The following is an 18,994-nucleotide window of genomic DNA, read 5'->3' as shown; positions in this document are numbered from 1 at the left end:
CTAGCTAGAGCTCTCAGCGGAGCTGATGCAGAACGGAACCCCAGAACGGAACCCCATGACTCTCGACCGATCGCTTTCCCTCGTCATCGCGATTTTCTTCGGCCTGATCCTTGCCGCCGGCGGCTTCGTCGTCGTCAGCGGCGGCCAGAAGCAGCTCGCCACCAGCAAGATGGGGGAAATGCAGGCGACCGCCCTGCTGCTCACCTCCTCGATGGCCCAGGCCGCGAGCCTGTCGGCGACCCATGCCGACCGCATCGCCCATGATCCGCAGGTCATCGCCCTGATGAAGGCCGGCGACCGCGACGCCCTGGCGACGCTGCTGCGTCCCACCTATGACGCTCTGGCGAGCGAAGCCGGCGTCAACATGCTGCATTTCCACACGGTCGACATCAAGAGCTTCCTGCGCGTACAGGACCCGAAGAATTTCGGCCAGGACCTTTCGTCCATTCGTCCGATGATCCTCGCCACCAACCGCAGCCGTATCCTGCAGAAGGGCCTCGAAGTGGGATTGGCGGGCCTTAGTCTCAGGGCCGTGGCACCGATCCTCGACGGCGACACGCTGGTCGGGACGATCGAGGTCGGCGTCGACCTCAAGTCCCTGCTCGAACTGGCGAAGTCCGCCTCCGGTGCCGACTATGCCCTGTTTCTCAGCCCGGCGATGACCGGGATCACCCCGAAGAACGGCGCGGCCGCCGACGCGGACATGTCGGCGCTGGCGATCGAGGCCGCGACGGACACGGCCCTCTTCCAATCGCTCTACGACCGCCGCGAGATCGGCCTGTCGCGCGAGCCCGTGCAGGGCATGGCGAAGCTCGACGACCGGCGCTACGGCACCTTCGCCCAGCCGCTTCTCGACTATAGCGGCCGGATGATCGGCACGATCCTGATCGTGCGCGATTTCTCCAGCCTCGACAGCGGCTTCCTCAGGGCCGTATCGACCGCCACGATCGTCACGCTGGTCGGCATGATCCTCGCCTTCTCCGTGGTGATGGTCTGCGTGCGCGCCATGGTGATCCGTCCCCTCGCCGAACTCGCCACCTATGCCGAGGTGCAGGCGACCGGTTCGACCTGCGAGGAAACACCGCACAATGACGGGCTTGCCGACTACAAGCGGCTGCGCCGGGCGATCCGGGAGCTGGTGTCGCAGGCGGAACGGGCCGAGCGCGCCGATGGGGATGCCGCGTGACCGGTCTCTCGATACGGCGGTCAATTTTCGCCTTTCTCTCGTTGCTACTCCTCGCGGTCAATGCCGGCTCCGCCGGTGCGCAAGCCGCGCCGAAACCGCTGCCGAAGGGCATTCACCTGCCGATGCAGGTGCATTTCTCGATGCGCGTTCTCGGGCTTTCCCGCCTGAGCGAAACCGCCGGCGAAGCTTCGATGATGATCGAGATCACCGAGCGCTGGCGCGATCCGAGCCTGGCTTTCGATCCGAAGGTCACCGGCTTCGGCCGCTTCGACCATGTCGGCGCCGATGCCGAGGCGAGACTTGCCGAGATCTGGACGCCCGGCACCGAGATCGAGAACCAGATCAGCGAACCGCGCACGTCCTCGGTGGCGCTTTCGATGCGTGCCGACGGCACCGTCACGCGTATCCGCCGGCTCGACGCCGACTTCCGTGTCGATATCGGTATGGACACCTTCCCGTTCGACAAGCAGACGCTGACGCTGTCGGTGGTGACGCCGCGCCATTCGGCCGATGAAGTGATCTTCGTGATGAACGACATCGACCGCGAGCTCTCGGCGGTGGCCGAGGATCTGTCGGTCAACAACTGGCAGCCGCATTCGCTGCAGTTCGTCATGGAGCGGTTCCACGGCTGGAACGCCAAACCCTTCGTGCGGATCAAGGCCTCGACGGTCGTGGAGCGCGATTGGCAGTATTACCTGCTGCCAATCTTCGTTCCCTTCGTTGCGATCCTGTCCGTCTCGCTGTTCATCCTTTGGGCACCGGAGAAACTGCTCGGCGACAAGGCACCGATGACCTATTCGGCGCTGCTGGCCCTTGCGGCCCTCAGCTTCACCTATGAATCGAGCTTTCCCGGCTCGATCTCGATGAACTCGCCCGTGGCCTTCATGGTGTCGCTCGGCTATTTCTACCTCGTCTTCGTGCTGCTCCTGAACCTCATCCTCGTCTATGCGGACTTCCCCGGCCGGAGACGGTTCGCGCATATCGAGGACATCATGCGCGACAATATCCGCTACAGCGTGCCGACGATCTTCGTGCTGGTGTGCGTGTGCTCGATCTGTCGCTCACTGCTCTGACGGTTGCCGTGTTCAAAAACGCTACCTGTCATCGGACTGTAATGCTGCCCCGCTAACCGCAGGTTGGACATTCCAACCTGTCAACTTCGGGAGCAATCCATGAGCGACATCGACACCAGCCACCTGTCCTGGGACGAGTGGGACGAACTTCAGAACCCGCCGCCGGCCGAAACCGACTTCGACCGCGTGGTCGAGACCGCCCTTTCCCGTCGCGGTTTCCTTGGCGGAATCCTGGCCATGGGCTCGGCTGCCGCCGCCATGGGCACGCTCGGCACCGCCGCCAACCTGTTGTCCTCGACCTCGGCCGAGGCACGGGAAGCCGCCGCCTCGCGGTTTGCCTTCAAGCCGATCCCGATCGCCACCGACAACACCGTGCACGTACCGGAAGGCTATGTCTGGAAGCCGCTCGCCAAGTGGGGCCAGCCGCTGTTTTCAAACGTTCCCGACATCGACCCGGCCAAGGGCGTTGCAGTCGAGAACTCCGACAAGGTCTTCGGTGAAAACACCGACGGCATGGAGCTGTTCGTCTTCGGCGACCACCAGGTCATCGCGGTCAACCACGAATATGTGAACCCCGAGATCAACCTGCCGCACACCGAAAAGGGCGTGCCGGCAAGCGCCGACGACGTGAAGATCCTGCAGAACATGCAGGGCGTGACCGTCATGGAAGTGGCCGAGGGCGAAAACGGCTGGGAGATCGTCGTCGACAGCCCGTTCAACCGCCGCATCCACCACAACACGCCGATGAAGATTTCCGGTCCGGCCGCTGGATCCGACCTGATCAAGACCGCCGCCGACCCGAACGGCACCGACTGTCTCGGGACCTTCAACAACTGCGGCGCCGGCAAGACGCCGTGGGGCACCTATCTCACCTGCGAAGAAAACTTCAACGGCTATTTCGGCACCACCGACGCCGCCTTCGCGCTGCCAGACGACTACAAGCGCTACGGCATCGTCGCCGAGACGCGCTATGCCTATGAGAAGTTCGACGAGCGTTTCGACGTGGCCAAGAACCCGAACGAACCGCGCCGCGCCGGCTATGTCGTCGAGATCGATCCGTCGGACGCCTCCTCGACTCCGGTCAAGCGCACCGCACTCGGCCGCATCAAGCATGAGAACGCCGCAGTCGCCATCGCACGCGACGGTCGCGTGGTGGTCTACATGGGCGACGACGAACGGGGAGAATTCCTCTACAAGTTCGTCTCGAACGGCATCTACGTCCCCGGTGGCGACACCTCGACACTGCTCGACGAAGGCACGCTCTTCGTTGCCAAGTTCGCCGAGGACGGCACCGGTGAATGGGTTGCCCTGACGCCAGAGTCGACCGGCATGAAGATGGACGAGATCTGCGTCTTCACCCGCATGGCCGCCTCCAAGGTCGGCGCCACCACCATGGACCGCCCGGAATGGGTGGCGATCAACCCGGTCGCCATCGAAGCCTATTGCGCGCTGACCAACAACTCGAACCGCGCCGTGACCAAGGACGGCAAGATGAAGTCGAACGCCGGCGGCGACGTCATGGCGCTCAACGCCGCCAATCCGCGCGAGAAGAACGAATACGGCCAGATCGTCCGCTGGTACCCGGAAAACGACGACCACGCCGACGGCAAGTTCAAGTGGGACCTGTTCCTAATGGCCGGCAATCCGGACGTCCACAAGGACGCCTATGCGGGTTCGTCGAACATCAACTCCGGCAACATGTTCAACTCGCCGGACGGCATGATGTTCGATACGACCGGGCTCTTGTGGATCCAGACCGACGGCGAGGACAGCAACGAAGGCGAGTTCCTCGGCCAGGGCAACAACCAGATGCTGGCCGGCGACCCGGCGACGGGTCGTGTCGAGCGCTTCATGACAGGTCCGAAGGGTTCGGAAATCACCGGCCAGACCTGGTCGGCTGACAGGCGCACGCATTTCGTCGGCGTCCAGCATCCCGACGCGCCGTTCCCGGACGGCGAAGGCAAGCTGCCGCGCTCGACGATCGTCGCAATCAAGCGCCAGGACAACGCGCTGGTCGGCTAAGGCACGACCGGAGCCCATGACAGACGAGGAGCGCGCCGGTTGCCGGCGCGCTTTTCGGATTCGAGGGGCCTGGCCGACGGTGGCCGCCTGAATGCCTGGTCAGGGGCCGCAACGACAACCGTACACGCTTGCGAAGGATGAATGCCGATGCTGAATGCCGCCCGCGCCCTGCCCGGTTTCGTCTGGGGCTATCGCATCGATCCGGCCGCCGGCCAGGCGATCCGTCTCCAGCCTGAAACCGAGCCGGCGACGCTCGACAACGGGCCGGGCTTCCTGTGGCTGCACCTCAATCTGGCCGACGCCCGCGTGGCGGCGCTGCTCGACGGCTTCGAAGGGCTGACAGAGCAGGCCCGGGCGGCACTCATCACCCACGACACCCATGCGGCGCTGACCGTCGACGAGCACATCGTCTACGGGACGCTGGTGGACTTTCAGCGGGAATTCGATGCCGAGACGCGCGATATCGGCTGGCTGCATTTCGCGCTCTGCGACCGCTTCATCATCACCACCCGACTGCAGCCGATCCGCTCGATCGACCGGGTACGGGCGGCGGTCGAAAAGAATGCCGGCAAATACGGCAGTCCGATGCATCTCTTCGAGACACTGGTTGCAGAGTTCCAGCGCGGCATCATCGCGGTGGTCATCGAACTCACAGAAGAGCTGAACGCAATCGAGGACGTCGTCTACGACAATGAACTGCGCGACGAGCGCCGGCGGCTGGCGCCGGTGCGCCGGGTGGTGGTGCGGCTCTACCGGCACCTGCGCACGATGCTCGCCCTCCTGCGTCGGGCGGCGGCCAGCGACGAAGAAAATGCACCCTTCGCCTTCGACGAGGTCGCCCAACGGCTCACCGCTCGGCTCGAGGCGGTCGACCATGACGTCCATGCACTTCAGGAGCGCGCCCGACTGCTGCATGAAGAAATCGACTCCAAGCTCTCCTCGGAGACCAACCGGCATCTCTACATCCTGTCGCTGATGACGGCCTTCCTGCTGCCGCCGTCGCTGGTGACCGGCTTCTTCGGGATGAACACCTCGAACCTGCCCTTCGCGGCAGAGACGGACGGAACGATCTACGCCATCGGCTTCATCCTCGTCTCGATCGCGGCTGCCTGGTTCCTGTTGCGTCGCGCGGGAATTCTCTGAGCGGATGCCCGAACGAAAAATGCCCGGCCGAAGCCGGGCATTCCTGCAGTCGATCCTGTGAACGGATCAATAGTAAGGCGAAAGGCATTCCTGGCGCCGACCGTAGTGCGGCTGGAAGGTGTTGGAGTAGGCATCATACGAGCGGTAACGCTGAGCGCACCAGCGGTAGTGCTTTGGATTGATGTTTCCGGCGCGCGGCGGCGGGGGAGCCGGCTGCGACATGATCGCGCCACCGATGATCGCGCCTGCCGCAAAGGCGGCGAGCGGGAACCAGTAGCCGTTGTGGTAACGATAGCCGGGGCGGCGTTCGTGATAGCCGCGATAGCCGCGGTAATAGCCCGGCGGGCCGCGGTGATCGACGGTCGTGACGTCGGACTGGGTCTTGATGACCGGAGCCGTAACCGGCATCGCCTCGGACGACACGAAGCTCGTCAGAACGACTGCCGAGGCCAGTGCGAAAGCGGCCAGACGCTTCATCGTGGTTGTCATGTCAGTTCTCCATTCCCTGCGTTTCGAATGACTGCGCTTTGCGCTTCGCAACCGTAAGGCATCCGTTTCCGGTCACCTTTTCACTGTCACGTCGAAGCCTGTTTCGACAGTAGGTAAATCTTCCTGAACCGGACATTAACGATATCGAAGACCAGCCATGCGTCGCAAGCACGGCGTCGGGCAAGCCGTTTCCTTGCGGTGACAGGCAGCATTTTTCGATGGCGCAAGACCGGTGCCGGATGACACGCGGTGTGAACGGGCAAGAAGGGAATTTGTTCCCTGCGGAGACCATGCGCGGTTTCGGTCGGCGAGAACGGAGCGTCAGCGCGTTCTTACCGTGGTGCGCAGACAGGACAACAATACTGATCGCGAGAGCAGGACCGGCGGACATGCCGCCGGTCCCGGTATGTCAGGCCTCGATCTCGACGTCGCCGAGCGGACGCGAACAGCAGGCGAGAATGTAACCCTCGTCGATCTCCTCATCGAGGATGCCGCCGTTATGCTCCATCTCGACCTCACCCGACACCTTCATCACCTTGCACGTGCCGCAGAGACCGGATTCGCAGGCCGCGCCGATGCGCACGCCCGACGCGCGGGCAGCTTGAAGAATGGTGTGGCCAGGCGCGCAGAGCCCGTCCTTGCCCGACATGGCGAAGGTGACCTTGGTCGGCTGCTCGCCATCGGCATGGTCGGCGACCACGATCGGCGGCTGCGGCTTGACCGGCTGGAAGGCCTCCTCATGGTACTGTTTCATGTCGAAGCCGGCACCCTCGAGGGCTTCGCGCACCGTCGCCATGAACGGTGCGGGGCCGCAGCAGAACACGGTGCGCTCGAGGAAGTCGGGAGCGAGCAGCGCGATCTTGGCCTTGTCGATACGGCCCTTCAGTCCCGACCACAGCTGCCCGCGGGACAGCTGCTCGACAATGAAGCCGAGCGTCAGATGCGGCATCTCGCGCGCCTTGGCCTCGAGTTCCCAGCGGAAGATGATGTCGTCGGGCGAGCGGGCGCAATGGACGAAGGCGATGTCCGAATCCGGCTGACGGTCGGACAAGTCGCGGGTCATCGACACCATCGGTGTGATACCGGATCCGGCGGAAACGAAGAGATATTTCCGTCCCGGATGACGGGCATAGGAGAAGTCGCCGAGCGCGCCGATCGCCTTCAGCTGCATTCCGGGCTTCAGGTGATCGAACATCCAGCGGGTGCCGATCGAGTCGGACTGGGCCTTGACCGTCACGGCAACCGTATAGGGCCGCGACGGGCTGGAGGAGAGCGTGTAGGTGCGCATCACCGGCTCCGGTCCGACCGGCAGTTCGAGGGTCACGAACTGGCCGGGCAGATAGCGGAAGAAATGGCCGGGACGATCGGGCCGGAAAGTGAACGTCATCACGTCGGGAGCCTCCGGCGTGACGGCAACGCATTCGAGCCTGTGCTCCCGGTCGGACCAGGGGCGCATCTCATCCACATGACGGTAGCTGGGGAGCGCGATGTTCATGTCAGGCCACCGCGGACAGGCGAGCCTTGTCGCCCTGCAGACGGTTGATCATGAAGTTGGCGTACCATTCGACGAACTGCATGACGCCGCCTTCGTGCTCGACCGAGTAGGGACCGGGCTCGTAGGCCGGGGAGCGGATGCCGAAGGCGTTTTCCTCGACGATGGCACGGTCCTGGTCGTTGGTCATGTTCCAGACATGGGTCAGGTCCTCGACGTTGTAGTCGACGCCCTCGACGGCATCCTTGTGCACCAGCCAGGTGGTGGTGACCATGGTTTCCTCGGCGGAGATCGGCAGAACGCGGAAGGAGATCGCGTGATCGCCGAGCATGTGGTTCCAGGTGGTCGGATAATGGAACAGCAGCATGGTGCCGATGTGGGAGATGTTGACGTCACCCGAGAGCGGCTTCTTCACCGCCGGCTTGCCGTCCATGGTGTAGCTTTCGGCATCCTGGATCAGCGGCATGCGGGCGACGCGGAACTGGCCGGTCGGGTCCATGGTGAATTCGCTCGGCAGGCCGGCGGCCTCGCAGCGCGCCCAGTGCTCGGAGATGAAAGGGTCGTCCTTGGCACCCTGCACACCGGTCGCGGTCGGCGCTTCCGGATAGGTGCGGCACAGTTCCGGATGGTTGCCGGCACAGTGGTAGCATTCGCGGTTGTTTTCCCAGACGAGCTTCCAGTTGCCCTTCTCGATGATCGTGGTCTTTGCCGCGACCTTGGCCTCGGCGAGGCGATGGGGCTTCATGTAGGGCTCGATGGTGGCGCGGACCGGCGCGAAATCCATCGGCTCCTCGGAAAGGCAGACGAAGATGTAGCCAGCGACGCTTTCGCAGGCGACCGGCTTCATGCCGTGTTTCGACTTGTCGAAGTCCTCGCCCATCTGGCGGGCGAAGACCAGCGAGCCGTCGAGGTCATAGGTCCACTGGTGATAGGGACAGACGAGCTTGGCGGAAGCACCCTTCTCCTGGGTGCACACGCGGTGGCCACGATGGCGGCAGGTGTTGTGGAAGGCGCGGATGACGCCATCCTTGCCGCGGACGACGACGACCGGGTAATCGCCGATCTGCACGGTGAAATAGTTGCCGGCCTTCGGGATCTCGCAGTCATGGCCGATGAAGAGCCAGTCGCGGTACCAGATGGTTTCCATGTCGAGCTTGAAGTAGTCCTGGTCGATGTAGAAAGGCTGCTCCAGGCTGTAGCCCTCGCGGCGGTTTTTCAGCTGGCGCAGTACCGTGCTCTGCAGGTCCATTTTTGTCGTCCTCGTATCCGTTTTGCCCATGGCGGAAAGCGAGAACATGCAGGGCCTCGGCGTCGTTCGACACCGGACATAGCCGTCTCGGGCCGCCCGCCGCGACCGTCAATCAGTTTCATTCTCCAGGCTGGTTTCCGGGCTCTGGAGACGTTCTCTGCGAACCGCGCGAGGCACCTTCCCAGGGCCTGAACCCCAGTGGTCTTTTGCCTTCACGCCTTCTCCACTACCGTTGCGGGGGCAGCGCCGGAATTTGACCGGCTTCCCGATTTTCCGCCCTCCCTAGCCGGGCGTCACCTCGAGTGTGGTTTCATCTAAGCATAGTCGCCGGACGCTTGATGCACTGCGAAACGACACCGCCCCAAACATTTGCGACATTTCCAATCTTGATGGAAATCAATATTGAAGAAGGAAATATCTATATTTTTCAATTATGTAACTTTTCTTCTCCAGTAAACTGCTGAAATTAGTGGCGCAAAATGACAAGCAATAGGCATTTGCACGGGACGCACCCTGGCATCGCAAGCCTCGGGAAACCGAGAGAGAGCAGGATGCGGCAAATTGTCGTTAACATCCTTGCCGTAGCATCAGCTAATTCACCTTAGGAATCAGAGCCCCGCTCCATGCAGAAGCTGAGATATTTCGCAGCCAACAAGCCCGACCCCAAGGCGGCCGTTTCGCCCAAGGCCGTGCACACGGAATTCCTGCGCACCGGCCGAATTTCGCGCCAGCGCGAGGACTGGCTGGCGGAAGAACGGCGCTACCTGACCTACGAGGAGGTCGCGGCCCGTACCGGACGCCGGCTGGAGGCCGCAGGCGAGACGACCCACAAACGGATCAACGGCTTTCACCGCTCGATCCAGTTCCCCAAGATGGTGTTCCACAAGACACTCGATAACAGCCCGCATCTCGGCTACTGCCACGTGACGGCGGCGCGGACCAATTTCGCCAAATATGCCGACGTCAAATGGGCCTTCTACATCGCCAACTTCTTTGCCGAAGTGGGCGGCGAGCAGTTCTTCGAGCATATTCGGCCAAACTATGCGCGGATGTATTTCGCCGTGGCGATCCATCCGGACAAGGAAACGCGCTCGATGGCGATCGACCGCTCGGTCCGCCAGAACGGGCTTTTGTTCCGCACCCATGACCCGAAGGAAGCACTGAAGAACGTGCTGATGCTCGGCACCAGCAACGAGGACCTGCGCAAGATCATCGCCAAGCTCTGAACGCCCGGCTTCCCCTTCGGGCCCGTCAGAACCCGCCGACCGGCTGCTTCTTGTAGATCAGCCAGTCCTTCGGCACATAATCGTTGGCGCCGTAGATCGTCACGGTGTTGCCGCCGGCGGCCTTGGAGGCGGCGAGCGCCTTTTCGGTGAAATTGGTGAAGTCGAAGGCGTTCGGCGCCTGTTCGGAGAAGCAGATGCCGAAGGACATCGGGATCTGGCCGAGGGCGCGACCGTTGCCAGCATTGACGACCGTGGTCCTGAGCTTGGTGCGCACCAGGTCGACGATGCGGTTCACCTCCTCCTGCTCGGAGGTGTAGAGCAGCATGCCGAAGCGTCCGCCATCGAAGCGGCAGGCGAAGTCACCGTCGCCGGCAACGGCCTCCATGACCTTGGCGACCTGCTTGAGGAAGCGTTCGGCCGAGGTCGGCCCCATCTGCTCGGAAAGACGGGCGAAATCGTCGATCTCGCCGATCACCATGCCACAAAGCACCGGCATTTCCGGATTGACATAGATCTTGGCCAGCGCCTTGTTGAAGGCGCGGCGGCTGGCAAGGCCGGTGAGCGGGTCGACGAATTTCGCCGCTTCCGCGTCGTCGGCTTCGCGCTGCAGGTCGGCAAGCGTCGCGGTCTTGTCGACGACGGCGCGCACCACATTGCTGTTCTGGCTGGCGCGCTGCTCGGTGGCGACCTTGAGAGCCGTGATCGACTGGCCGAGCGCGGCCGGGTCGACATCGCCCTCGGTCATGATGACCTTCGAGGCATGACCGATCAGGCGACCATAGTCGGTGAGCGAGATCTTCTCCTGATTGAGCAGGCTGATGAAGTTGCTCATCTCGGCCCGCACCTGACCGTTCTGCCGGCTGAGCAGGCCGTCCTCGTGATGGTGCGGCAGATACTTGCGCCCGAGCGCATCGAGCGCATCCTGGGTCTTGATCTTGCCGAGCGCGATGAAGTCGCGGACCAGCTCCGGATTGGAGCCGGCATAGGCCTCATAGACGAGTTCGTAATTCCGGGGCAGTCCGTCTATGCCCATCTGGTGCATCGCCGTGGCGACGCGAAGCGCAATGCTGGAGGCAGGGTTCTTGACTTGCTGCATGGTTCGTTTCCCGGGAGAGAAGGCGAAAAGGCTCAGTTGCCGGGGACTATAGGCGCAACATTTCTTTCTTTCGGTTACGTCGATGGATAAAGTTTTAGCTAATGCCTTCTCAGTGATTTCTAGGGGTTTTCGAAGCTGTGGAAAACCTCTGGCGGGCCCTGACCAAAAGAGCGTTTGATCCCGCCGCCGCTCTCGCGCTATGGACGGGAAAGCGAAGAACAGGAAGGCGTTTCAAACCATGGCGCGGATCATTGGGGCCGAAGACAAAGCCGGGGAAGCGATCCCCGCGGCGCTTGCGGTCCTCAGACAGGCGCGACCGGTGGCGATCCCGACCGAGACCGTCTACGGGCTTGCCGCCGACGCCACCGACCCGCACGCGATCACCGGCATCTACGAGACCAAGGGGCGGCCGCGCTTCAATCCGCTCATCTGCCACATGGCCGACCTCGAGATGGCCGAGCGGCATGCCGTGTTCGACCCGGTCTCACGCAAACTCGCCCAACGCTTCTGGCCGGGACCGCTGACGCTGGTCCTGCCGCTGAAACCCGAAAGCACCATCCATCCGCTGGCGACCGCCGGGCTCGACACGGTCGGCATCCGCGTGCCGATCGGATTTGCCGGCGCGCTGATCCGCGCCTTCGACCGGCCGCTCGCGGCACCCAGCGCCAACTCCTCGGGCAAGATCAGCCCGACCACGGCCCGTCACGTCGATGCCGACCTCGGCGACCGTATCGATCTCGTCATCGACGGCGGCCCCTGCCCCGTCGGGGTGGAATCGACGATCGTCAAGGTCGAGGACGGCCGGATCCGCCTGTTGCGGCCCGGCGGCGTGCCGGTCGAGGCGATCGAGGCGGAAACCGGCCTGACCGTCGAGCGCATCAAGGCGGCCGGGACAGCGGCGATCGAGGCGCCGGGCATGCTGGCCTCCCATTATGCGCCGAACGCCTGTGTCCGGCTCGACGCCACCTCGGTCAGCTCCGGCGAAGCGCTGATCCGCTTCGGCAGCGGTCCGGTGGGCGGCGAAAATGCGGCTGCGACCGTGCTGCAACTCAGCGCGTCGGGAGATCTCGCCGAGGCGGCGGCCAATCTCTTTGGCTTCCTGAAGAAGGCGGACATCGCCGGGATTACCGGTATCGCCGTCATGCCCATCCCGGAGGAGGGACTGGGCGAAGCGATCAACGACCGGCTGAAGCGGGCGGCCGCGCCGCGCGAAGCGTAAGCCAAGGAGGCCCGGCATGACCAAAAGCCTGCCCGAACCGCTGAAGGCTTTCGTCGCCATCGTCGGCGAAGCGAATGCGCTCACCGCGGCCCATGACATAGCCCCCTATCTTATCGAAAGCCGCGGACTTTATCATGGCAGCTCGCCGCTGGTGCTGAAGCCCGGATCGACGGAAGAGGTATCCGCCATCCTGACGCTTGCCAGCGCAACCGGCACGCCGGTCGTTCCAGCCGGTGGACGAACGGGGCATGTCGGCGGCCAGGTGCCGCGCGACGGCGGGGCGGATGTCGTGCTGTCGCTCGAGCGGATGAACCGTATCCGCGAAATCGACCCGGTGGCCGACGTCATCGTCGCCGAAGGGGGCTGCATCCTTGCCGACATCCAGAAGGCGGCGGCGGAAAACGGCCGGCTCTTCCCGCTGTCGCTGGGCTCCGAAGGTTCCTGCCGGATCGGCGGCAATCTCTCGACCAATGCCGGGGGAACGGCAGTGCTCGCCTATGGCAACATGCGCCAGCTCTGCCTCGGGCTCGAAGTCGTGCTGCCGACGGGCGAGATCTGGAACGGGCTTCGCCGCCTGAAGAAGGACAATTCCGGCTACGACCTGCGCGATCTCTTCATCGGTGCGGAAGGCACGCTCGGCGTCATCACCGGCGCCGTGCTGAAGATGGTTCCGCAACCGCGCGGCCGGCAGGTCGCCTTTGCTGGGGTCCGCTCTCCCGAGGTGGCGCTCGCCCTTTTCGAACGCGCCTCGATGCTGTGCGGCACGGCACTGACCGGCTTCGAACTGATGCCGCGGATCGGCATAGACTTCACCACGCGGCATATCACCGGCGTTCGTGATCCGCTCTCCTCGCCGCATGCCTGGTACGCGCTCATCGACATTTCCACCTCGGATTCGGTGGAGAGCGCGGAGGCGATGATCCACCGTCTGCTGGGAGAGGCAGCCGAAAGCGGCCTCGTTGAAGATGCCGCGATCGCGTCTTCGCTCTCCCAGCAGGACGCCTTCTGGCGCCTGCGGGAAAGCATGTCCGAGGCGCAGAAGCCGGAGGGCGGCTCGATCAAGCACGATGTGTCCGTTCCGGTGTCCAGCGTGCCGCGCTTCCTCGCCGACGCCGACAAGGCGGTCCTCGCGCTGATGCCCGATGCGCGGATCTGCGCCTTCGGCCATCTCGGCGACGGCAACATCCACTACAACATCAGCCAGCCGGTCGGTGCCGACAAGGCCGTCTTCATCGCCCGTTGGCGCGAGGTGAATTCCGTGGTCCACGCGGTCGTGCACGCCCATGGCGGCTCGATCTCGGCCGAGCACGGCGTCGGTCAGCTCAAGCGCGACGAACTGATCGCCAGCCGTCCGGCGATCGAGACGGAACTGATGAACCGGATCAAGCAGGCCTTCGATCCGGCAGGCATCATGAACCCGGGCAAGATGGTCCGACCGAAATGAACGACAAGGGCACGCGCCTCACCCTCAGGATCGACCTGCCGAACGGCGCCCGCCTCGGGCCGGGCAAGGCGCAGCTTCTCGCGCTCATCGCCGAGCACGGGTCGATCCGCGCCGGCGGGGCAGCGATGGGCATGTCCTATCGCCGGGCCTGGCTGCTCGCCGACGAAATCAACCGGATGTTCCGAGAGCCGTCGGTCTTCACCCGGCACGGCGGCAAGAGCGGTGGCGGCGCAGGCCTCACGGATTTCGGGCAGGCGCTGCTCGCCTGCTGCCGCCGCATGGAGGAAGACGCCCGCAAGGCGCTCGGCGGCGATATCGCCTGGCTGGAGCAGGCGACAAACCAAGAGTTTTCGCAGGAACCTCGCGGGTCAGCGGCGCGAGAAGAAGACTAGTCGCCCTTAAGGCGAACGGAAGATCCCTTCGCTGGCGATCGATACCGTCTTGAACAGCAGATGGACCGGCACGCCGATCTCAAGCGGGAGCGCTCGAACCGAGCGGCGCGTCACTTCGGCGACCAGCGTCTCTCCGCCGCAATCGACGGAGACCATCGCGGACGTACCGTCGAAAGCGATGCCGGAGATCGTTCCCGACAGGCGATTGAGCGCGGACATGCCGTCCGGTTCGCGGGTGGACAGCACGATTTCACTGACCGGCACGAAGGCTCGGATCTGCGTTCCGGGCGCAACCTCGGTCAGGCGCAGGAACAGCGGGCCGGCCGGCCCTTCCGCAAAGGTCAGCCCCTCCTCCGCGCTGTGACCGGTCACCACCGCGTGCACGAAATTGCCGGGCTTCATGCTGCCGGCGGCATGGGCGATCGTCTCGAGCACCGCATCGGGCGCACCGAGCGGGGTCGCCCGGCCATGGTCGATCGCGACGACATGGGTGGCGAGACGGGCGACTTCTTCCAAGGAATGGCTGACATAGAGGATCGGAATGCCGACCTCGTCGCGGATCCGCTCGATGTCCGGGAGGATCGCCGCCTTGAGCTCGGCGTCGAGTGCGGAAAGCGGCTCGTCCATCAAGAGGAGGCGCGGGCTGGACAGCAGCGCCCGCCCGAGCGCCACGCGCTGCTTTTCGCCGCCCGAGAGCCCCGACGGACGGCGATCGAGCAGGCTCGCGGTCCCGAGTAGGTCGACCACCCGCGCCAGCGTTTCGCGCCGCTCCGCCGCTGGCGTGTAGCGCCGGCCATAGATCAGGTTCTGGCGGACGGTCAGATGGGGAAAGAGGCGTCCTTCCTGGAAGACATAACCGATCCGGCGGCGATGCGGCGGAAGGAAATGCCCCGTCGCCGCGTCGCTCCAGACCTCGCCGGCAAAGGCGATGCGCCCGCTCGTCGGCCGGGCGAGGCCGGCGACCAGATTGATGAGGGTCGTCTTTCCCGAACCGGATGGCCCGAAGAGCGCGGTCAGTCCCGAACCGATCGCCAGGTCGGCGGCCAGTTCGAAATCCCCCTGGGCATGACGGACATCGATCTCGAGCATCATGCCGCCCCAAGCCGTGCCGAGAGCCGGCGCGACACGACTTCCGAGGCGACCAAGGCCGCCAGCGACAGCACGATCGAAATCAGCGTCAGGCGCATCGCGGCATAGTCGCCGCCGGGCACCTGGGTATAGGTGTAGATCGCCGAGGCCAGCGTCTGGGTCTCGCCCGGAATGTTGGAGACGAAGGTGATCGTGGCGCCGAACTCGCCCATGGCCTTGGCAAAGGCCAGAACGGCGCCGGCAGCGATGCCGGGCATGATAAGCGGCAGGGTGACCGTCACGAAGACGGAGAACGGTGAGGCACCGAGTGTCGAGGCCGCCGCCTCGAGCCTGCGGTCGACGGCATCCAGCGACAGGCGGATCGAGCGGACGAGCAGCGGAAAGCCCATCACGGCGGCGGCCAGCGCCGCGCCGGTCCAGCGGAAGGAGAAGACCAGCCCGAACCACTGCTCGAGAAAGGCACCGACCGTGCCGCGGCGCCCGAAGGTCAAGAGCAGCAGATAGCCGGTGACGACGGGCGGCATGATGAGCGGCAGGTGCACGATGCCGTTCAGCAGCGTCTTGCCCCAGAATTCGCGGCGCGACAGGAGCCAGGCAACGGCAACCCCGATAGGCAGCGAAAAGGCCACGGCGGTTGCCGCGACCTTCAGGCTGAGCCGCATGGCAGTCAGTTCCTCAGGGGTCAATTCCAACTCGGAAAGACCTCAATTGGTCTTCGCAAGTACCGTGAAACCGGCATCCGTGAAGATCTTGTGAGCCTTGGCGCCCTGCAGATAGGCGAGGAAGGCGGCCGCGTCGTCGGCATTCTTCGCCTCCTTGAGGACGGCTGCGGGATAGACGACCGCAGGATGGCTCGATTCGGGGAAGCGGTCCACGACCTTCACGCCGGCATCGGCCTTTGCATCCGTTTCGTAGACGATGCCGAGGGGGGCTTCGGCACGGGAAACCAGCAGCAGCGCAGCGCGGACGTTTTCGGCCTGGGCGACATGATCCTTGACGCGATCCCATACACCGAGCGTTTCGAGCGCGGCCTTGCCATAGGTGCCGGCCGGAACCGAGTCGGTGTTGGCCATGGCGAGGTGGCCACCGGCGAGAAGATCGTTCAGCGGGAAGCCCGGAGCGATGGTGGTCGTGGCGGTCGAGTCCTTCGGCGCGACAAGGACGATCCGGTTGCCGAGAAGGTTCACCCGCGTGTCCGACTTCACGAGACCGGCCTTGTCTAGCACGTCCATCCACTTGAGGTCGGCCGAGACGAAGATATCCGCCGGCGCGCCTTCCTGGACCTGCTTGGCAAGGGCGGAGCTGCCGGCAAAGGACACCACGGTGTCCTTGCCGGTCTCGGCCTTCCACGTTTCGGCGATCTTGCCCAGGACGTCCTTTAGGCTCGCGGCGGCAAAGACGGTGACCGTCCCTTCCGCGAAAGCGGTCGAGATCGGCTGGACAAAAAGGGCCGCGGCCACCGACATGACCGCAGCCAGACGACGCACGGAACGCAGCTGGACAAGCATACTTCACTCCCCTCGAGCACTCGTTATATCTCAATGGATATATCGATAGCCGAAAAGAATCAGGATCACAAGGGACCCTAAACGGGCTGGCGTCAGCTCTTCAGGGTGGCAATCGAGAGGAGCAGGTCGCCGCTGATGCCGGTCGACCCGGAACCGGTCAGGACCGACAGCGCGCCGCTGGAATAGTCGCCATTCTCGGCATCGTACATCGCCATGAACCGCTGAACGAACTTCTTCACCTCGGCGGGATCCTGCATATCGGCAAAGTCGATATTCTTGTTGATGACCTTTGCCTGCATGTCGACGTTCATGCTGGAAAACTCGTCGGAGAGACCGAAGGTGACGCGGAACACTTCCGCCAGGGCGTCGTCGGCGATGAGTTCATAGGCGTCGGTGATGGTCGGGGCCATGCGCTCGAAATAGAGTGCAAGGCGCACCGCTTCGTTGCTCTCGCCTTCGTTCTCTTCCAGCGTCTGGCGGACATAGTCGTTGATCGTGGCAAGCGCTGAGCCGCGCTGCTGGACCGTGCCGACGGTGTCGCGCGTCAGGTTGCCGTCACTGTCGAAGTTGAAGGACGCGACCAGTTCCGCCCACTTGGGGTCGTCCTGCTCATTGACGAAACTCTTGTCGTCGGTGAGATCCGAGGCAAAAGCCTGTTTGAGGAAATCGTCCGTCACGTCGTCCGGGTTGAAGCCATAGGCGACGAGCACGACATCGACGACGCGGCGATCTGCAAGCAGCTCGTCGACGGTCCTGATGCCGCCGATCTGTTTCTGGTAGTATTCGCTTTCGGTGGTGGCCGCCTCCTTGGCGGTGGTCTGTTCGTCACCTTTGAGGAAGCGGATCTTGCTGACGATGTAGTTCTTGGCGACCAGCGTGATGTCGAACTGGTTCTGGGCCTGCAGCGGTACGGCAGCATCACCTTCGCTATCGAAGTTGAACATCTGCGCCATTTTTACCAGGCGCTCGTCGCGCGACTTGTTGGCATAGCTCTTCGGGTCAGTCACATCGCTGAGCAGGACCTTGCGCATCTCGTTCTTGGTGAACTCCCCCTCTTCGATGCCGAAACTGCGGCGCAGGACGACCAGGAGCGATTCATTGTCCAACAGGTCATCCACGTTGGTGATCTCGTCCAACTTGGACGCGTAGTAGTCGAGGGTCTGCTGCATCGCCGCCTGATCCTCGTCATCGTAGTGTTCGGCGTAGGCCGTATTGATCGAGGCGAGTTGCGTTCCCTGCTGGGCCGCATACCCCGACTTGACGTTTCCGTCGGTGCCGAAATTGAACGCCTGAGCGATCGCCACCCAATCCTCGCCGCCGTTGGTGAGCGCGTAGTTGTCGGCTGCGGTCAGATCGCTGGTGACGATGCTCTTGAAGACCGATGGCGTCACGGTGGTGTCCAGCTGGAACGCCGTCTGCACATAGGCGAAGAGCCGGCTATCCGAGGTCAACTGGCTGACGGACGTGATCGTGGCGATCTTCGACTGGTAATAGGCCTTTTCGCGGGAAAGACTGTATTCCGAGACATAGGTCTGGGCGCCGTCGACATAGAGCTTGACGGTCGCTTCCTTCTGCGTGTCGGTTTGCGGGGTCGTCCCGGACAACGTGCCGTCCGTATTGAAGCCGAAGGCCTGGTTGAGCTTGTAGAAGGCCGCCGAATTGTAATCGTTGTCCGATGCGGCATCCTTGCTCATCAACTGGTTCAGGTAACTGTCGGAATCATTGAGGTCACTCGTCAGCACCTTGACGAAGTGTTCCTTGGTGTATTTTTCCCGATCGATGCCGTAGGCCTCGGCGAGATAGTCCATCAGGCGGCTGTTCTTCACCAGTTGCGCGGCCGAGGTGATGCTGCCGATCATCGACTCGTAGTAGTAGGTTTCAGCCTGGGCATCGTTAGCCTGGGTGACCTGGGCAGCCTTGTAGAGATCGAACAGCTCGGTTTCCTGGGTGGCGGTCTGGGCGTCCGTCGTCTGGCCGGTGAACTGGTATGCCTGGGCGAAATTGCGATAACGCTCGTCGCTGAGACTGTTGGCGAAGCTCGACTCGTCGGTCAGGTCGCTTTCCAGCACCTTCTTCATGAAAGCCTTGGCGTAGGTCATTTCCTCGAGGCCATAGGCCTTCATCGCATAGGCATAGAGGCGGTAATCGTCGAGGAATTCCTCCATCGTCGTCACCTTGCCGATGTTTTCCTCGTAATAGGCCGATTCACGGGCGACCTGACCGTCGCTCGCGGTGCGCTCAAGGCTGGATTTCAGATCGCGAACGACGAGGTCGTAGGCCAGGAAAGTGGACACCATGAAACGGCTCTTTGCGAATGACCAAAGGAATGCCTTTCACCTTCACAGACGAGCCTTGTCCCGGCCTGA

General features: G+C 63.4%; 16 protein-coding genes and 1 riboswitch. Of the genes, 8 read left to right on the top strand and 8 right to left on the bottom strand.

What is annotated here, in order from left to right:
* The first annotated feature begins 55 nt into the window (after window positions 1-55).
* From ACX93L_RS11150 to ACX93L_RS11135, 4 genes are all read left to right on the top strand, one after another.
* Entirely contained in the window at window positions 56-1,186 is a 1,131-nt protein-coding gene (locus ACX93L_RS11150) for a cache domain-containing protein (RefSeq protein WP_459404895.1), read from the top strand.
* Entirely contained in the window at window positions 1,183-2,259 is a 1,077-nt protein-coding gene (locus ACX93L_RS11145) for a ligand-gated ion channel (RefSeq protein WP_459404894.1), read from the top strand. The genes ACX93L_RS11150 and ACX93L_RS11145 overlap by 4 nt, the downstream gene beginning before the upstream one ends.
* Window positions 2,260-2,358: 99 nt before the next feature.
* A complete protein-coding gene (locus ACX93L_RS11140; protein ID WP_459404893.1) occupies window positions 2,359-4,281 on the top strand; it encodes a PhoX family protein in 1,923 nt (640 codons plus the stop codon).
* 147 nt (window positions 4,282-4,428) lie between these two features.
* Complete coding sequence (locus tag ACX93L_RS11135) at window positions 4,429-5,424, top strand: transporter (RefSeq protein WP_169590128.1); 996 nt, start codon at window positions 4,429-4,431, stop codon at window positions 5,422-5,424.
* A 66-nt stretch (window positions 5,425-5,490) separates the two neighbouring features.
* Here the strand turns inward: ACX93L_RS11135 and ACX93L_RS11130 are convergent, their stop codons facing one another.
* The 3 genes from ACX93L_RS11130 to ACX93L_RS11120 form a co-directional block, all read right to left on the bottom strand.
* Window positions 5,491-5,913: a BA14K family protein gene (locus ACX93L_RS11130; protein WP_459404892.1), complete on the bottom strand. Its 423-nt coding sequence runs from the start codon at window positions 5,911-5,913 to the stop codon at window positions 5,491-5,493.
* Window positions 5,914-6,322: 409 nt separating this feature from the next.
* Window positions 6,323-7,408 carry an FAD-binding oxidoreductase gene (locus tag ACX93L_RS11125; protein WP_459404891.1) on the bottom strand — a complete coding sequence of 362 codons (1,086 nt, stop codon included), beginning with the start codon at window positions 7,406-7,408 and terminating at the stop codon, window positions 6,323-6,325.
* 1 nt (window position 7,409) lies between these two features.
* Entirely contained in the window at window positions 7,410-8,654 is a 1,245-nt protein-coding gene (locus ACX93L_RS11120; protein WP_459404890.1) for an aromatic ring-hydroxylating oxygenase subunit alpha, read from the bottom strand.
* A 111-nt stretch (window positions 8,655-8,765) separates the two neighbouring features.
* Window positions 8,766-8,970: riboswitch (cobalamin riboswitch) on the bottom strand.
* Between the two features lie 307 nt (window positions 8,971-9,277).
* On the opposite strand from ACX93L_RS11120, the gene ACX93L_RS11115 reads away from it, so the two are divergent.
* Window positions 9,278-9,880 carry a DUF6656 family protein gene (locus ACX93L_RS11115; RefSeq protein WP_459404889.1) on the top strand — a complete coding sequence of 201 codons (603 nt, stop codon included), beginning with the start codon at window positions 9,278-9,280 and terminating at the stop codon, window positions 9,878-9,880.
* A 25-nt stretch (window positions 9,881-9,905) separates the two neighbouring features.
* Here ACX93L_RS11115 and ACX93L_RS11110 read toward each other — a convergent pair whose 3' ends face one another.
* On the bottom strand, window positions 9,906-10,976 hold the full coding sequence (locus ACX93L_RS11110; protein ID WP_169590141.1) for a GGDEF domain-containing protein: 1,071 nt from the start codon (window positions 10,974-10,976) through the stop codon (window positions 9,906-9,908).
* 238 nt (window positions 10,977-11,214) lie between these two features.
* Here ACX93L_RS11110 and ACX93L_RS11105 point away from each other — a divergent pair, with 238 nt between their 5' ends.
* Genes ACX93L_RS11105 through ACX93L_RS11095 form a run of 3 tightly spaced genes read left to right on the top strand, consistent with a single transcriptional unit; the run spans window position 11,215 to window position 14,031 of the window.
* On the top strand, window positions 11,215-12,195 hold the full coding sequence (locus ACX93L_RS11105; RefSeq protein WP_459404888.1) for an L-threonylcarbamoyladenylate synthase: 981 nt from the start codon (window positions 11,215-11,217) through the stop codon (window positions 12,193-12,195).
* A 16-nt stretch (window positions 12,196-12,211) separates the two neighbouring features.
* On the top strand, window positions 12,212-13,639 hold the full coding sequence (locus ACX93L_RS11100) for an FAD-binding oxidoreductase (protein WP_459404887.1): 1,428 nt from the start codon (window positions 12,212-12,214) through the stop codon (window positions 13,637-13,639).
* Window positions 13,636-14,031, top strand: coding sequence for a winged helix-turn-helix domain-containing protein (locus tag ACX93L_RS11095; protein ID WP_459404886.1), 396 nt, complete (start codon window positions 13,636-13,638; stop codon window positions 14,029-14,031). The genes ACX93L_RS11100 and ACX93L_RS11095 overlap by 4 nt, the downstream gene beginning before the upstream one ends.
* A 6-nt stretch (window positions 14,032-14,037) precedes the next feature.
* On the opposite strand, the gene modC is transcribed toward ACX93L_RS11095, so the two are convergent.
* The 4 genes from modC to ACX93L_RS11075 form a co-directional block, all read right to left on the bottom strand.
* Complete coding sequence (gene modC / locus ACX93L_RS11090) at window positions 14,038-15,123, bottom strand: molybdenum ABC transporter ATP-binding protein (protein WP_459404885.1); 1,086 nt, start codon at window positions 15,121-15,123, stop codon at window positions 14,038-14,040.
* Window positions 15,120-15,812: a molybdate ABC transporter permease subunit gene (gene modB, locus ACX93L_RS11085; RefSeq protein WP_459404884.1), complete on the bottom strand. Its 693-nt coding sequence runs from the start codon at window positions 15,810-15,812 to the stop codon at window positions 15,120-15,122. The genes modC and modB overlap by 4 nt, the downstream gene beginning before the upstream one ends.
* A 12-nt stretch (window positions 15,813-15,824) precedes the next feature.
* Window positions 15,825-16,628 (bottom strand): molybdate ABC transporter substrate-binding protein, encoded by an 804-nt coding sequence (modA, locus tag ACX93L_RS11080; RefSeq protein ID WP_459404883.1) that lies wholly within the window; start codon window positions 16,626-16,628, stop codon window positions 15,825-15,827.
* A 92-nt stretch (window positions 16,629-16,720) separates the two neighbouring features.
* Entirely contained in the window at window positions 16,721-18,925 is a 2,205-nt protein-coding gene (locus tag ACX93L_RS11075) for a DUF1217 domain-containing protein (RefSeq protein WP_459404882.1), read from the bottom strand.
* Window positions 18,926-18,994 lie beyond the last annotated feature (69 nt).

Source organism: Rhizobium sp. CAU 1783 (genome assembly GCF_054551725.1).
Note: the sequence above shows the minus strand (reverse complement) of the source record. Positions and strands in the feature narration are given on the sequence as shown.

Excerpts from the sequence above, each read along its gene's own strand:
- ACX93L_RS11150 (WP_459404895.1), top strand. The coding sequence starts at position 56 with ATGACTCTCGACCGATCGCTTTCCCTCGTCATCGCGATTTTCTTCGGC.
- ACX93L_RS11140 (WP_459404893.1), top strand. The coding sequence starts at position 2,359 with ATGAGCGACATCGACACCAGCCACCTGTCCTGGGACGAGTGGGACGAA.
- ACX93L_RS11135 (WP_169590128.1), top strand. The coding sequence starts at position 4,429 with ATGCTGAATGCCGCCCGCGCCCTGCCCGGTTTCGTCTGGGGCTATCGC.
- ACX93L_RS11130 (WP_459404892.1), bottom strand. The coding sequence starts at position 5,913 with ATGACAACCACGATGAAGCGTCTGGCCGCTTTCGCACTGGCCTCGGCA.
- ACX93L_RS11125 (WP_459404891.1), bottom strand. The coding sequence starts at position 7,408 with ATGAACATCGCGCTCCCCAGCTACCGTCATGTGGATGAGATGCGCCCC.
- ACX93L_RS11120 (WP_459404890.1), bottom strand. The coding sequence starts at position 8,654 with ATGGACCTGCAGAGCACGGTACTGCGCCAGCTGAAAAACCGCCGCGAG.
- ACX93L_RS11115 (WP_459404889.1), top strand. The coding sequence starts at position 9,278 with ATGCAGAAGCTGAGATATTTCGCAGCCAACAAGCCCGACCCCAAGGCG.
- ACX93L_RS11110 (WP_169590141.1), bottom strand. The coding sequence starts at position 10,976 with ATGCAGCAAGTCAAGAACCCTGCCTCCAGCATTGCGCTTCGCGTCGCC.
- ACX93L_RS11105 (WP_459404888.1), top strand. The coding sequence starts at position 11,215 with ATGGCGCGGATCATTGGGGCCGAAGACAAAGCCGGGGAAGCGATCCCC.
- ACX93L_RS11100 (WP_459404887.1), top strand. The coding sequence starts at position 12,212 with ATGACCAAAAGCCTGCCCGAACCGCTGAAGGCTTTCGTCGCCATCGTC.
- ACX93L_RS11095 (WP_459404886.1), top strand. The coding sequence starts at position 13,636 with ATGAACGACAAGGGCACGCGCCTCACCCTCAGGATCGACCTGCCGAAC.
- modC (WP_459404885.1), bottom strand. The coding sequence starts at position 15,123 with ATGATGCTCGAGATCGATGTCCGTCATGCCCAGGGGGATTTCGAACTG.
- modA (WP_459404883.1), bottom strand. The coding sequence starts at position 16,628 with ATGCTTGTCCAGCTGCGTTCCGTGCGTCGTCTGGCTGCGGTCATGTCG.
- ACX93L_RS11075 (WP_459404882.1), bottom strand. The coding sequence starts at position 18,925 with ATGGTGTCCACTTTCCTGGCCTACGACCTCGTCGTTCGCGATCTGAAA.